The 13,637-nt window shown below is 60.6% G+C and carries 13 protein-coding genes; all 13 read left to right on the forward strand.

What is annotated here, in order from left to right; genetic code table 11:
- The first annotated feature begins 2 nt into the window (after positions 1-2).
- The 13 genes from DWY03_RS07225 (at position 3) to rpmA (ending at position 13,565) form a co-directional block, all read left to right on the forward strand.
- Positions 3-1,145 carry a zinc ribbon domain-containing protein gene (locus DWY03_RS07225; protein ID WP_158551271.1) on the forward strand — a complete coding sequence of 381 codons (1,143 nt, stop codon included), beginning with the start codon at positions 3-5 and terminating at the stop codon, positions 1,143-1,145.
- Between the two features lie 107 nt (positions 1,146-1,252).
- The gene (locus DWY03_RS07230) at positions 1,253-1,795 is read left to right on the forward strand and encodes a peptidylprolyl isomerase (protein WP_055249980.1); all 543 of its coding nucleotides are present in this window, start codon (positions 1,253-1,255) and stop codon (positions 1,793-1,795) included.
- A gap of 11 nt (positions 1,796-1,806) precedes the next feature.
- A complete protein-coding gene (locus DWY03_RS07235) occupies positions 1,807-3,111 on the forward strand; it encodes a tetratricopeptide repeat protein (RefSeq protein ID WP_231500813.1) in 1,305 nt (434 codons plus the stop codon).
- 127 nt (positions 3,112-3,238) lie between these two features.
- Positions 3,239-4,270 carry a rod shape-determining protein gene (locus DWY03_RS07240; RefSeq protein ID WP_006236061.1) on the forward strand — a complete coding sequence of 344 codons (1,032 nt, stop codon included), beginning with the start codon at positions 3,239-3,241 and terminating at the stop codon, positions 4,268-4,270.
- 78 nt (positions 4,271-4,348) lie between these two features.
- Positions 4,349-5,290, forward strand: coding sequence for a rod shape-determining protein MreC (mreC, locus tag DWY03_RS07245; protein ID WP_117773548.1), 942 nt, complete (start codon positions 4,349-4,351; stop codon positions 5,288-5,290).
- A gap of 11 nt (positions 5,291-5,301) precedes the next feature.
- A complete protein-coding gene (locus DWY03_RS07250) occupies positions 5,302-5,868 on the forward strand; it encodes a hypothetical protein (RefSeq protein ID WP_117840309.1) in 567 nt (188 codons plus the stop codon).
- A 13-nt stretch (positions 5,869-5,881) separates the two neighbouring features.
- Positions 5,882-7,951: a penicillin-binding protein 2 gene (mrdA, locus tag DWY03_RS07255; protein WP_117773547.1), complete on the forward strand. Its 2,070-nt coding sequence runs from the start codon at positions 5,882-5,884 to the stop codon at positions 7,949-7,951.
- A 9-nt stretch (positions 7,952-7,960) separates the two neighbouring features.
- The gene (locus DWY03_RS07260) at positions 7,961-9,187 is read left to right on the forward strand and encodes an FtsW/RodA/SpoVE family cell cycle protein (RefSeq protein WP_055249988.1); all 1,227 of its coding nucleotides are present in this window, start codon (positions 7,961-7,963) and stop codon (positions 9,185-9,187) included.
- Positions 9,188-9,205: 18 nt separating this feature from the next.
- On the forward strand, positions 9,206-10,135 hold the full coding sequence (locus DWY03_RS07265) for a YcjF family protein (protein ID WP_117840310.1): 930 nt from the start codon (positions 9,206-9,208) through the stop codon (positions 10,133-10,135).
- A gap of 10 nt (positions 10,136-10,145) precedes the next feature.
- A complete protein-coding gene (locus DWY03_RS07270) occupies positions 10,146-12,023 on the forward strand; it encodes a TIGR03960 family B12-binding radical SAM protein (RefSeq protein ID WP_117840311.1) in 1,878 nt (625 codons plus the stop codon).
- Positions 12,020-12,832: a TIGR03936 family radical SAM-associated protein gene (locus DWY03_RS07275; RefSeq protein ID WP_117840312.1), complete on the forward strand. Its 813-nt coding sequence runs from the start codon at positions 12,020-12,022 to the stop codon at positions 12,830-12,832. The genes DWY03_RS07270 and DWY03_RS07275 overlap by 4 nt, the downstream gene beginning before the upstream one ends.
- 67 nt (positions 12,833-12,899) lie before the next feature.
- Positions 12,900-13,274, forward strand: a complete 375-nt coding sequence (rplU, locus tag DWY03_RS07280; RefSeq protein ID WP_035138585.1) for a 50S ribosomal protein L21 — start codon at positions 12,900-12,902, stop codon at positions 13,272-13,274.
- Positions 13,275-13,307: 33 nt separating this feature from the next.
- Complete coding sequence (rpmA, locus tag DWY03_RS07285) at positions 13,308-13,565, forward strand: 50S ribosomal protein L27 (protein ID WP_006236075.1); 258 nt, start codon at positions 13,308-13,310, stop codon at positions 13,563-13,565.
- Positions 13,566-13,637 lie beyond the last annotated feature (72 nt).

Below are 13,637 nucleotides of genomic sequence, written 5' to 3' on the forward strand. Positions count from 1 at the left end.
CCGTGATCTGCCCGCATTGCCTTAAGACTATCGAGGACGGCGCCTCGTTCTGCCCCTACTGCAACGCCTATGTGGGTCCGGGCGATGGTCCCGAGCACACCGAATTCGTGTTCTGTGAGGGCTGCGGTGCCCGTCTTTCTCCGCATGATCGTACGTGCCCCAAATGCGGACGCCCCGCTCCGGGTATCCTCTCCGAGGATGCGGCAGCATCCGACCTGGCAGCGGGCCGCACGGCGGGCTTTCCGCGCCTAACGCAAGAGCAGATCGATACCGAGGTGCCGCATGCGCCGGCCTCTGCCGCTGCGGTGCTTTCGGACGCCGCCGACCCCAATGAGACCTGCGTGCTGCCAGCTTTCGATAAGGATTTCGGTATCCCCAAGGTCGATATTCCCACGCCCGTTTCCCTGCATGACGATGCTCAAAAACCCAAGCGCAAGGTGCACCCCGACGAGGACGCCTATCACAAGCATAAGCGTCATATTCCCAAGCCGCTCATTATCATCGCGGTCCTTGCCGTCGTGTGCGGTGGTGCCTATTGGTTCGTGACGACCGATCCCATGGGTGTTATGCCTGGCTTCTACGACCAGTTTGGCCAAGCTGCACAAACCACCTTCCCCACGCGTCAAAAGGGCGAGGCGACTGAGGACGATACCAAGCAGGGCGATTCTGCCGAGGTGGTTCAGGAAGAAACCGTGCTCACCGATGATCAGCTCTATACCAGGCTCGATGGTCTGTATCAGACCATCGTGTCCTACGCTGACGAGGACCAGATCGGCGAGGTCATCGATTCCTTTAACAACGGTTATCTCCGAACGCCGCTGTCCACCCGTCAGGAGCTGTCGCAGAGTGCCTACGCCCTACGCGACCAGATCAAAAAGACGCAAGATGAGCTCAACAACCTGAAAGTACAGGACGATACGGTCTATGCGGATGACATCGCCCACTTAAAGCAGCTTGCCGAGTGGATGTATGAGCGCGTCGACGTGATCTGCCAGAGCTGGGATATCTCGCTGGCCATTCCCGATGGCGAGTCGATGAGTTCCCACCAAAGCGAGATCCTGGCGCCCATCGCGCAGGGCGGCAACAGCGCGCTGAACCAGTACGATGCCAATGTGGGTTCCTGGAAGCCGCAGCAGCGTTCCTAAAATTAGTTCGCCATAGTCGGCATAACCTACGTGCGCAATTGATGTAAACCCGTGCTTATTGCTACAATTCGTACAAATATGCTTTAAACGCACGAGGAAGGAACCACATGTTTGGTTTTAAGAAAGAGCTCTACACGCCCGAGTATCAGCTTGTCGGCGACGAGTGCGCCGTAATCGAGACGTCGAAGGGTACCATCAAGGTCAAGTTTGACGGCGAGGGCGCTCCCATTCATGTCGCGAACTTCTGCGAGCTTTCCACGATGGGCTTCTATGATGGCCTTAAGTTCCATCGCTATGTGCCCGGTTTTGTTATCCAGGGCGGCGACCCCAATACCCGCGACATGTCCGGCGCCGACGTCGCTGCCGGTCTTGAGGGCCCCGACGGTATGCCCGGTACCGGTGGCCCCGGCTACTGCATCAAGGGCGAGTTTGCCACCAATCCGCGCAACAGCCATGTCGATGGCGCCCTTGCCATGGCACGCTCCATGGACCCCGATTCCGCGGGTTCGCAGTTCTACTTCTGCCTGGGTGCCCAGCATAACCTCGATTCCGGTTACACCGTCTTTGGTACCACGGTCGAGGGTCTCGATGTGATTTCGCAGCTGCGTGCCGGCGACGAGATCGTCCATGTCGAGATCGTTCACGAGTAAAGGGGACTTCCTTGAATAGCCAGCTGATCCAACAGGGCCGCGCCGCTTACCGCGCGGGTGATTTTTCTGCTGCAGCCCAGATGCTTGGGGCGGCAAAGACTCCCGATGAGATTATGGGCGAGGCCGATCACCTTCGTGGCAACGCCTTGATGCACCTTGGCATGTATGCCGAGGCCGCCGAGGCCTATGCCGCCGCCCTCAACGACGGTACCTACGGCAAGCGCGGCGCGCTGCTCACCAACCGCGGCAAGGCGCTCGCCGCCGTGGGCGACTACACGACGGCCGCTCAGGCTTTCTCTGCCGCTACGCAGGATGCTTCCTATGCCACGCCGTTCAAGGCCTATCTGGGCCTGGGCAATGCGCTGTTCCAGTCGGGCGACTATGCCAACGCGGGAACCGCCTTCCGTCAGGCTGCCATCGACGGCGCCAATCCGGCTCCTGCCGCCGCACTCGGCGAGCTCGGTCGTTGCTTCATTAAGCTCGGCCGTCCGGCGGATGCCGTGGAGACCTACCGCACGGCTATCGACTTTGCCGGCCCCCGCGACGACACGCGTGCGCTCAACGCCGGCATGGGTCAGGCGCTTTCTGCCGCCGGCCGTCCCTCCGACGCACTCGACGCCTTTAACGCCGCTACTGCCGATGGCATCTACCAGCTCACCTCCGAGCAGGCCGATGAGCTTGCCCGCGTGCACGATTCGCTTGCCGCGCTGTCTGCCCAGACGGCTATGGCCACGGCTCCGGCGCCCGCGATGGACGCTCCTGCCGTCGATCCGCTCGATCCTACGGGCGCGACCGGTCAGTTTATGCCCGATCCCTCGGACACCGGCTTCTTTACGCTGTCCGAGTCCGAGATGGTCCAGCAGGACCGTCAGGATCGTAAGCAGGCCAAGGTCCGTCGTCGCCATCGCCACACGGGTCTTAAAGTCTTCATCGTGCTGCTTCTGCTCATTTTGATCGCCGCGGGCGGTCTGGGCTTTGCCTACACGCGCGGCTTTGGCTTCCCGTCTCAGGAGTCTGTCGTTACCGATCTGTTCCAGGCTGCCGGCGACGGTGACGCCGCAAAGGCCGAGTCTTGCCTGGCCTCGAGCCTGTCCGAGGACGCTAAGTCGATGATCATCTCCTCGATTCCGCAGGGTGCCACCGTGTCCGTCGAGGGCATGGATCAGTCCATGACCGAGACGACCGCCAAGGTGAAGGCATCGCTGTCCAAGGGCGGCGAGCAGGAGTACACCGTCAAATTCGTGCGCTCCGACAACCATATCGGCTGGGCCGTTTCTTCGCTCGATATGGATTTCTCGGCTGCTGACAACCAGTAGTGACCTTATGGGATTTAGCTTTGCCCGGCGCTTCACCGCAAGTGAGGCGCCGGGCTTGCGCTAGTATGATGAGCTAGTAGTTTTCCAGCAATCATCCAACACATCAGGAGTTGCGTTGTTTTCTTTGATGGATATGTTCTTCGGTAGCTATGCGGGCGATCTTGCCATCGACCTCGGCACCGCCAATACGCTTGTCTCCGTGCGCGGCAAGGGCATCGTCATTCGCGAGCCCTCTGTTGTCGCCATCGACAAGAACGACGAGCGCATCTTGGCGGTCGGTATCGAGGCAAAGCGCATGCTCGGCCGTACGCCCGGCAACATCGTGGCCGTTCGTCCCCTGAAGGACGGCGTCATCGCCGACTTCGATGTTACCGAGGCCATGCTTCGCTACTTTATCGACAAGGCGTCCGAGAAGCGCTATCCGTGGACTCCGCGTCCGCGTGTTGTCGTCTGCGTTCCCTCCGGTGTCACGTCGGTTGAGAAGCGCGCTGTCTTTGAGGCCACGATCCAGGCCGGTGCCCGCCAGGCCTATCTGATCGAAGAGCCCATGGCGGCTGCCATCGGCGCCGACCTGCCCGTCGAGGAACCCACCGGCTCCATGGTCATCGACATCGGTGGCGGTACCACCGAGGTTGCCGTTATCGCTATGGGCGGCATCGTCGTCTCGCAGTCTATCCGTATTGCCGGCGACGAGTTCGATCAGGCCATCCTCACGCACGTTCGCGATGCCTACAACCTGGCCATCGGCGAGCGTACGGCAGAGGACATCAAGATCAAGGTCGGCTCCGCCGTGCCGCTCAAGGATGAGCTCGACGTCGAGGTCAACGGCCGCGACGTGATCACCGGTCTGCCCAAGACCGTGCGCATCGAGAGCGAGGAGATTCGTCGCGCACTCAACAAGCCGCTCGACGAGATGGCCAAGGCCGTCAAGGACGCACTCGACGCTACGCCTCCCGATCTTGCCTCGGACCTTATGTACTATGGCATTTTGCTGACCGGTGGCGGCGCGCTGCTGCGCGGTCTCGATGTGCGCCTGCGCGATGAGACCGGCGTTTCGGTCAACGTCAGCCCCACGGCGCTCGATAACGTTGTTAACGGCTGTGCCCGCGTGCTCGAGGCCAATGCGTTTGATGGCGGCTTCGTCCAGACCAATGCTTAATTTCCAAAAGGTGGATTCCATTTGGCACGATCTTCGGGTTTCTCCACAAATCTGAATACCAAGCGACAATCAACGGGTATGCGCCCGTTGATTGTTTTCAGCCTGATTTCGGTGTTGCTGCTCACGTTTTATATTCGTGAGGGCGAGACGGGGCCGATTCATGCCGTTCGTTCGGGCGTGACGACGATTACCTCGCCGGTGCGTTTTCTGGGCTCGACTGTGGCGGCTCCCTTCAATGCGATCGGTAACGTGTTCTCTAACCTTACGGCGTCACAGGACACGCTTGACGAGCTTAAGAAGCAAAATGAGGAGCTGACCTCCAAGGTTGCCGAGCTCTCCGAGGCTCAAAAGACCGCCGAGCGACTGGAGGGTCTGGTCGGTCTGCAGTCGACCTACAACCTCAAGTCCACTGCAGCTCGTATCGTCGGCGCTTCGGGCGATGCCTGGACCTCGACCGTTACCATCGATAAAGGTTCTGCCGACGGGCTTACCATCAACATGCCTGTGACGAGTTCGGCTGGTGTTATCGGACAGATCATCGAAGTCTCGGCCAAGACGTCCACCGTGCGTCTGATCGGCGATGAGAACTCGGGCGTGTCCGCTATGGTGCAGGACACGCGCGCCCAGGGCATGCTGCAGGGTCAGGCTGACGGCACGCTGCGTCTTGAGTACGTGAGCGTCGACTCCGACGTTAAGGTTGGCGACATCATCGTGACCTCGGGCATTGGCGGTGTGTTCCCCAAGGGCCTTCCGCTCGGCACCGTCTCGTCGGTTGAGAAATCGGCAAACGACGTGTACTACACCATTGTGGTACGCGCCCAGACGACGGCCGAGAACAACGAGGAAGTGCTGGTCATCACCTCGCTGACCGACGAACAGTCGGCCTCGGATGAGGACGTGAGCACCGCTAATAGCACGCCGCAGGGAACGTCGCGCGATGCTGCGACCAAGACGAAGGACGAGAGCTCGGATGACGGTTCCGACACGTCCGAGACGACCGATTCCGGCTCGAGCGAATAGGGGGCATGTCCATGGATCTACACGAGCAGGGGATGAGCTCCCGCACGTTTGTAATCGCCGCCATCGTGTGCGTGCTGCTGCAGGCAGGCCTGGCACCGCAGATCTCCATTGCGGGCGGTCGCGTCAACTTCATGATTATCCTGGTGTGCCTAAGCGTGTTCTCGGGCGACCCGACCCGTGCCGTCGTGTGCGGTTTTTGCAGCGGCTTGTTTTATGACCTGTCCGCTGCCGTGCCGGTGGGAGTTATGTCGCTCCTGCTGACCGTGGGTTCTTTTGCCCTGGTGCACAGCGCTGCCGGTCAAACGAGCGGTACCCCGAGTGCGCGCGGCATCACTGTGGGCGCCTTTGCGCTCGTCATTAATGTGATCTACAGCATCATCTTGCTGTTTATGGGTATGGAGACGAGCTTTGTCGTGGCGATCTTCGGCCATGCGCTGCCGTCTTCGATCCTGACGGGTCTGGTTGCCATTCCGTTTTTGATGTCCGGCGTCGTGCCGCAGTCCGGTTATGGATTCTCCGCACGTGGCGGACGCCAGACGGGCATGCGCTTTAAGCCCAAGACCCGTAAGCTCAAATAGGGGAGGCCCGTAGATGTCTTCCCAGATGACGGTTATTATCGCCGGTATCGTGCTGGTTGTGGCCATCGTGGTCGCGCTGGTCATCATGCGTCGCGGCGATTCCCGTTTTACCTACGATACGCAGCATGGAACGGCCCCGCGCGCCACCGAGGGCGAGGGCAATACCGCGGCGACCGCCTTTAAGGGCCGCTTCTCCATCCTCACCACGGGTGTGGGCGCGATGTTCGCGGCGCTTGCCGTCAAGCTGTGGGGCATGCAGATGGTCTCGTCGGACTATTATGAAAAGCAGGCTAATAGTAATCAGACGCGCACCGTTACCACACCCGCTGTGCGCGGCCGCATCCTCGACCGTAATGGCGTGGCACTTGTCCAGAACCGTCCCTCACTTGCTGTCGTGGCCTACCGCGACCTTGCCGAGGATGAGGTTCTGGTTCGCCATCTTGCCAACGTGCTCGGTATGCCCTACGTGGCGGTTCTGCGCAATATTCAGGACAATTCCGAGGGCGCCCAGAGCCTGCATACCATCGCGACGGACGTCCGTCGCTCCACGGTTGCCTATATCAAGGAGCACGCCGGCGAGTTCCCGGGCGTCAAGATTGCCGAGCGTACCGAGCGCCAGTACCCGTACGGCGAGACGGCCTGTCACATTTTGGGCTATACCGGCACCATTACCTCCGAGCAGCTTGAGGCCCAGAATAAGAAAACCTCTGGCGACGATGATGCTTCTGCTGGCCGGATTACGTACCAGTCGGGCGATATCGTGGGCCAGGCGGGTGTTGAGAGCTACTACGAAAACCTGCTGCAGGGTATTCGTGGCGAGCAGACCGTCAAGGTCGATGCCTCGGGCAATGTGACCGGTCAGGCCGGCGCCGTGCCCGCCAAGGCCGGCTCCGACATTAAGCTCACGCTCGACCTCAAGATCCAACAGGCCTGTGAGACGGCGCTGGCGAGCGCCATCGAGCTTGCCAAGACCACTGGCTACAGCAATGCCGGCAACGGCGCTGTGGTGTGTCTCGATCCCAACAACGGCGAGATCCTGGGCATGGCGAGCGAGCCCAAGTTCGATCCGTCCGTCTTTATCGGCGGCGTCTCAAATGACGTGTGGACCGAGCTCAATGATGACAAGGGTTCGCACCCGCTGCTCAACCGCGCCATTAGCGGACAGTACATGTCGGCCTCGACCATCAAGCCGCTCTCGGCACTGGCCGGTCTTGAGTTTGGAACCTACACTTCAACGCAGACAACCAACTGCACGGGCTATTGGACGGGCTTGGGCAAGGCTTGGGGCAAGCGCTGCTGGCTGACGTCTGGACACGGCACCATGACGCTGCAGTCGGGTATTGCCAACTCGTGCGACCCCGTCTTCTACGATATGGGCAAGGCGTTCTTTTATGACGAGCAACATTCCGAGGGCCTGCAGGAGGTCTTTCGTCGCTGGGGCCTAGGCAAGACCTGCGGTATCGATTTGCCGAGTGAGGGCGCGGGCCGTATTCCCGATGCCGAGTGGAAAGAGTCGTACTTTACCGACGCCTCTGCCGAGGACCGCAAGTGGAATGCCGGCGATATGACCAACATTGCCATCGGCCAGGGCGACATTTTGGTGACGCCTCTGCAGATGGCATGCGCCTACATGGGCCTTGCCAACGGCGGTAAGCAGTACGTGCCTCACGTGTTTTTGTCTGCCGTGTCGCGCGATGGCGACGGCGATGCCTATAAGTACAACGGCAAAGGCAAGAAGAAGCGCTTGGAGGCCAAGATCAACAGCGATTCGGATTTGGCTCTTGTTCGCAACGGCATGCACGACGTGATTTACACGGCATCGACGTCCCTGGCGGCTCACTTTGGCACCCTGACGCCGCAGGTATACGGCAAGTCGGGCACGGGCGAGAAAAGCGGCGAGGACGAATACGCGTGGTTCTGCGCCTATGCGCCGGCCGATGATCCCAAGTATGTCATCGCTACTGTCCTGGAGCAGGGCGGCGGTGGCTCAGATACCGCGATGCATGTCGTGCGCGACGTGCTCGGCGCGATTTATGACGAGCCCGATACCTCTTCGGCCTCGGGCGATTCTTCGGTTCGATAGGAGGTTGCGATGGATTTTTCTCCGGCGGATCTGTTCCGTTCAACCAAGACCGGCTCTCGCAGCAGCCTGGACCGCGTCAACAAGCAACTTTCGGCCTCGCGCGGTACGTTTCGCCAAAAGGTGCATATCGGTGTGCTGCTGGCTACCGTCGCGCTCGTTGCCTATGGCGCCATCATTATTTGGTCGGCGTCACAGTTTAAGGCCGACGCCTCATTCTCGCGCCACCTGCTGGGCATTGGCATTGGCGCGGTGCTTGCGGTGCTCGTCTGGCGTACCGATCTGCGCGGCATCTCTAACTTCTCGACGGCGCTGCTCGTCATTGACCTTATTGTGATCTTCTCGCCCAAGATTCCGGGCCTGTCCTATACGGGCGGTCTGGGCATGACGGGCTGGATCAAGATTCCCGGTATCGGCTTGACATTCCAGCCGGTTGAGCTTGCCAAGCTCATCACCATCTTCTTTATCGCCACGCTTGGCTCGCAGTATAACGGCCGCATCGATACCGTTCGCGACTACGTCAAGCTCTGCGGCATGCTGTCCATTCCGTTTTTGGCCGTCGTCGCCATGGGCGACCTGGGCTCGGGCCTGGTCGTGCTGGTCTCGGGCGCCATCGTCATCTGCATGAGCGGTGCACGCCGCGAATGGGTGCTGTCGACCCTGGCCCTGCTCGTGGGCCTGGTGGCCCTCGTCCTGGCGCTCGATTCGGTCTTTGATTCGTTGCTCGGCCACGATGTGCTCATCAAGCAGTATCAGATGAACCGTCTGACGGTCTTTATCGACCCCGATAATGCCGATTCGGACGATGCCTACAACCTGCAGCAGTCGCTTATCGCCGTTGGCTCGGGCGGCTTCTTTGGTAAGGGTTTGGGCCATGCGACGCAGTCGGCCGGCGGCTTTCTGCCCGAGTTCCACACCGACTTCGTCTTCGCCTTCCTGTCCGAGACCTTTGGCTTTTGCGGTTCCTTTTTGCTCCTGTGCCTCTACGTGCTGCTGATCTTTTCGACGATTCGCGTCGCCTTTAAGTGTGAGTCGCTGTTCTTGCGCCTATCGTGTGTGGGCATCGTTGGCATGTGGGCGTTCCAGACCTTCGAAAACATCGGCATGTGCATCGGCATGATGCCGATTACCGGTATTCCGCTACCGTTTATTAGCTTCGGTTCGTCTTCGATGATGATTCAGCTGCTGACGGTGGGTATCGTACAATCCATATGGCGGCATCGTTCGGGCGCCGCGTAACCGCTGGAGGGGTTTGCTATGAAAACTCCCGTAGATAAGCTGACGCGCGCTTTTAAGATGGGCGCGTCCGTTAAGAAGGATTCCGATACGCCGGTGCGCGTCTCGGTCTATTTGGATTCGTCCGCCTCGCGCTTTCTGGCCGAGACGGTGCGTGACGCCTTTGTACCGCAGACGACCTCGGGCATTGTGCGCGTCGAGCGTCTGGGGGAGGAGCGAATTGCTCCAAAGACCGATACCGATGTGGTGCTGGTGCTCTCGTGCGGCTCCGACCGCTTGGAGAGTGCCGTGCAGGAGCTCGTGATCGCCGGCGCCCCCGTGTGCGTGCTTGCCGAGTCTGCTGTGGAGGTGCCGTTTATCGAGGAGTCCACGCCTGTGCTCGGCGTGGTAGCGGCAACCGATAAGACGTATCTGCTCGAGACGCTTGCCCGCTGGATTCTCGATCGCACCGAAAAGGAAACGGCTTTTGCGGCGAACTTTGCCTTCATGCGCATCGCGGCGGCCAATCGTATCATCACCTCGTGCGCGCTCACCAATATGGCGACCGGTGCGCTGGTGTTTTTGCCGGGCGCCGATTATCCCGTTATGGCGCTGGCGCAGGTGGGCATGCTCTTTGAGCTCGCTGCCGTCTTTGGACGCGGCATTAAGCCTGAGCGCGGCTACGAGGTCGCGGGCGTGCTTGTCGGCGGTCTTGTGATCCGCGCGGTCACCCGCGCGCTCGTCAAGCAGACGCCGCATATTGGGTTTGCCGTCAAGGCGCTCACTGCTGCCGCGGGCACCTATGGCATGGGCCGTGCGCTCGTTTCGCTCTACGAGCGCGATGTCGACTACAGCCGTGCCAACGAGGTGGTTACTGCCACGTTCTCCCGCGTTCGCGATCTGGTGACCACGGTCGCGGGCGCTACCCGTCCTATGGCGTCCTATCAGGACGCATCCGATCTCGCTGCTTAGGGGTTTTCCGTTGCGCGTTCCGTATCAAGACTGTTTTCATTTAATTGAGCCGCTGCTCGCCAAGGTCGAGAAACCGAGCCGCTATATCGATCACGAGTGGGGCACGCTTTCCAAGGCCGATGCCGACTACCGTTGCTGCCTGATCTACCCGGATGTGTACGAGGTCGGTCTGCCTAACCAGGGCATCGCCATCCTCTACAACATCCTTAACCAGGCCGAGGGCATCTCCTGCGAGCGCGGCTATGTGCCGTGGCCCGATATGGGTGACGCCATGCGCGAGGCGGGCATTCCGCTGCTGTCGCTCGAGGGCGCAGCGCCGGTCGCTTCGTTTGATATCGTCGGCCTGCATGTGCCGCACGAGATGGCGGTGACGAACTTCCTCGAGGCACTCGACCTCGCTGGCATTCCGCTGTTAGCGGCCGACCGTACCGAGGACGACCCCATTATCATCGCCGGCGGCCCCTCGGTGTACAACCCCGAGCCGTACGCGGCCTTCTTCGATGCCATCCTCATCGGCGAGGGCGAGGAGTCGCTGCTCGAGACCTGCCAGCTGCATCGTCGCCTGCGCGACGAAGGAGTCCCGCGCGCACAGATTGTTGAGCAGCTTGCATCCATTGCCGGCAACTACGTGCCGTCGCTCTATGAGGTTCGTCACGACGAGCCCTGTTCGCCGCATGGCTACACCGTGCCGCGTGAAGGCAAGAATGCGCCGACCGTGGTCTACAAGCGCGTCGTCGAGGATTTCGGCGCCACGAATCCGCTGTCGCAGTCGTGCGTACCCTATGCGCAGCTGGTCCACGACCGCCTGTCTATCGAGATCCTGCGCGGCTGCGCCCGCGGCTGTCGTTTTTGCCAGGCCGGCATGACGTATCGCCCAGTGCGCGAGCGCTCGGCCGACCAGATCGTCTCGTCGGTGATTCAGGGTCTGGAAAAGACCGGCTATGACGAGGTGTCGCTGACCTCGCTCTCCACGACTGACCACTCCTGCATTCGCGACGTGCTCGGCAGGCTCAACCGTCGCCTGGAGGATACGGGTATTCGCGTATCTATTCCGTCGCAGCGCCTGGATTCGTTTGGCGTGGATATGGCCGAGTCGGTCGCCGGCGAAAAGAAGGGCGGCCTGACGTTCGCGCCCGAGGCCGGCAGTCAGCGCATGCGTGACATCATTAACAAGAACGTGACCGAGGAGGACCTGGACCGTGCGGCCAAGGCGGCCTTCGAGGCCGGCTGGAACCGCATGAAGCTCTACTTTATGATGGGCCTTCCCGGTGAGCGCGACGAGGACATCGTAGCCATTGCCAATCTGGCCGATCACGTGCTGGAGCTCGGTCGTTCCGTGGTGCCCAAGGCTCGTCGCGGCTCGATTTCGGTATCCATCTCGGTTTCGGTCTTTATCCCCAAGGCTGCCACGCCGTTCCAGTGGTGCCCGCAGCTCGACTACGACGACGTCAAGCGTCGCCAGAAGCTGCTTATCACGAGCGTTCGCAACCGTGCCGTCCGCGTGCATTACCACGATGCCGAGACCTCGCTCATCGAGGCCGCGCTGTCCCGCGCCGGTCGTGACATGACGCCCGTCATCATCGATGCTTGGCGCTCGGGCTCTCGCTTTGACGCCTGGGTAGAGCATTTCTCGCTCGATAACTGGAAGGAAGCTGCTGCCAAAAACGGCATCGACCTCAATGAGCTCGTGCACCTGCCCTACGAGTTGGACTGGCGCCTGCCGTGGGAGCACGTGAGTCCCGGCTGCACGCGCGGCTTCCTCGAGCGCGAGTACCGTCGCTCGCTCGAGGGCGTCACGACTCCCGACTGCACCCGCACGTCGTGCACCGGCTGCGGGATCTGCCCCACGCTCCACGTCAAGAATGTATTGATGGGTGATCGCGCATGAGTGAGCGCCTGACCGACAACCCCTCGCTCTTTAGGCTTCGTGTTCGCTATGGCAAGCGCGACCGCCTTAAGTACCTGGGCCATCTCGAAGTAATCCATACCATTGAGCGCATCGTGCGCCGTGCGGGACTTCCCTATGCCGTCACGCAGGGCTTCTCTCCGCACATGCGGGTGGGCTTCTCTTCGGCGCTACCGGTTGGTACGTCGTCGACCTGCGAGTGGTATGACCTGTTTATGACCGAGTTCGTGGCGCTCGACGAGGCGTTTGGGCGCCTGGCTGCGGCGTCTCCGGCCGATCTGGCGCCCATCGAGGCGGCGTACATCGACGTGCGCACGCCGGCGTTGACGGCGCAGCTCACGCGCCTGTCGTATCGCATCGACCTGCACTTGGATCCCGAGGCGCCCGTAAGCCCCGACGAGGTGCGTCGTGCGATCGACACGCTGCGCGCGGACCATGGCATCGACTACGCGCGCGGCAAAAAGAGCAAGCGCTTGGATTTGGATCACACACTCGTGGGCTATGAGCTCACGGCGGGGGAGCGCCCGGACCATCTGGTGCTCATGCTCGACACCCATGCCGACAACGAGGGCTCCATGCGTCCGGAAATTTTGCTTTCCGCTGCTGATGTTTTGTTGCAGGGCTTGACCCCGGGCGTGGATGCACCTATTGTTTCCACCGGTATGCAAGACCTCGTGACCATCTGCTCCTACGATGTCGAGCGTCAGAATCAAGCATGCGAGGACGACGAGGGCCGACTCGTCAGCCCCATACCTGTGCGAACTTGTGGATTTGCTCCACATACTCGTTGACGGGGGTATTTTCGCCTGCTACTATATTCGGCTGTTGCACTAACTGATGCATGAAGGGCAAGTAAACATGTACGCAATCGTTAACACGGGCGGCAAGCAGTACAAGGTCGCCACCGACGATGTCATCACCGTCGAGAAGATCGAGGGCAATGAGGGCGACAAGGTCACCCTGCCGGTTATCTTCCTCAACGATGGTAAGAAGATCGTCACCGATCCCGACAAGCTGGCCAAGGCCAAGGTTACCGCTCAGATCGTTGAGCAGTTCAAGGGCGAGAAGCAGCTGGTCTTCAAGTTCCACAAGCGTAAGCGCTATCGTCGTCTGAAGGGTCACCGTCAGCAGCTCACCAAGCTGAAGATCGTGAAGGTCCAGGCTACGTCCCGCGCCAAGAAGGCTGTCAAGGCAGAGGCCGAGGCTGTTGCCGAGGCTCCCGTCGCCGAGTAGATTACACTCGTAACGAAAGAGTAGGTATACACAATGGCACACAAAAAAGGACTCGGTTCCTCCCGTAATGGCCGTGACTCCCGCGGTCAGCGCCTTGGCACGAAGCGCTATGCCGGCCAGACGGTAACCACGGGCACGATTCTCGTCCGTCAGCACGGCACTCACATCCACCCGGGTGAGAACGTTGGCCGTGGCAAGGACGACACGCTGTTCGCGCTGGTCGACGGTACCGTTGAGTTCCACAAGGGTATCAAGCACAGGGTCAGCGTACGCCCGCTCGCGAACGCGTAATTCACCCTTCATAGAGCACATATGTGGGAGGCACTTGAGTTTTAGGATTCAAGGGTCTCCCTCTTTTTTGTA

This window comes from Collinsella sp. AF23-2 (assembly GCF_003459245.1).
Lineage (GTDB): Bacteria > Actinomycetota > Coriobacteriia > Coriobacteriales > Coriobacteriaceae > Collinsella.

Excerpts from the sequence above, each read along its gene's own strand:
- DWY03_RS07240 (WP_006236061.1), top strand. The coding sequence starts at position 3,239 with ATGGATATGTTCTTCGGTAGCTATGCGGGCGATCTTGCCATCGACCTC.
- DWY03_RS07250 (WP_117840309.1), top strand. The coding sequence starts at position 5,302 with ATGGATCTACACGAGCAGGGGATGAGCTCCCGCACGTTTGTAATCGCC.
- rpmA (WP_006236075.1), top strand. The coding sequence starts at position 13,308 with ATGGCACACAAAAAAGGACTCGGTTCCTCCCGTAATGGCCGTGACTCC.
- DWY03_RS07275 (WP_117840312.1), top strand. The coding sequence starts at position 12,020 with ATGAGTGAGCGCCTGACCGACAACCCCTCGCTCTTTAGGCTTCGTGTT.
- mreC (WP_117773548.1), top strand. The coding sequence starts at position 4,349 with ATGCGCCCGTTGATTGTTTTCAGCCTGATTTCGGTGTTGCTGCTCACG.
- DWY03_RS07260 (WP_055249988.1), top strand. The coding sequence starts at position 7,961 with ATGGATTTTTCTCCGGCGGATCTGTTCCGTTCAACCAAGACCGGCTCT.
- DWY03_RS07265 (WP_117840310.1), top strand. The coding sequence starts at position 9,206 with ATGAAAACTCCCGTAGATAAGCTGACGCGCGCTTTTAAGATGGGCGCG.
- mrdA (WP_117773547.1), top strand. The coding sequence starts at position 5,882 with ATGTCTTCCCAGATGACGGTTATTATCGCCGGTATCGTGCTGGTTGTG.
- DWY03_RS07230 (WP_055249980.1), top strand. The coding sequence starts at position 1,253 with ATGTTTGGTTTTAAGAAAGAGCTCTACACGCCCGAGTATCAGCTTGTC.
- rplU (WP_035138585.1), top strand. The coding sequence starts at position 12,900 with ATGTACGCAATCGTTAACACGGGCGGCAAGCAGTACAAGGTCGCCACC.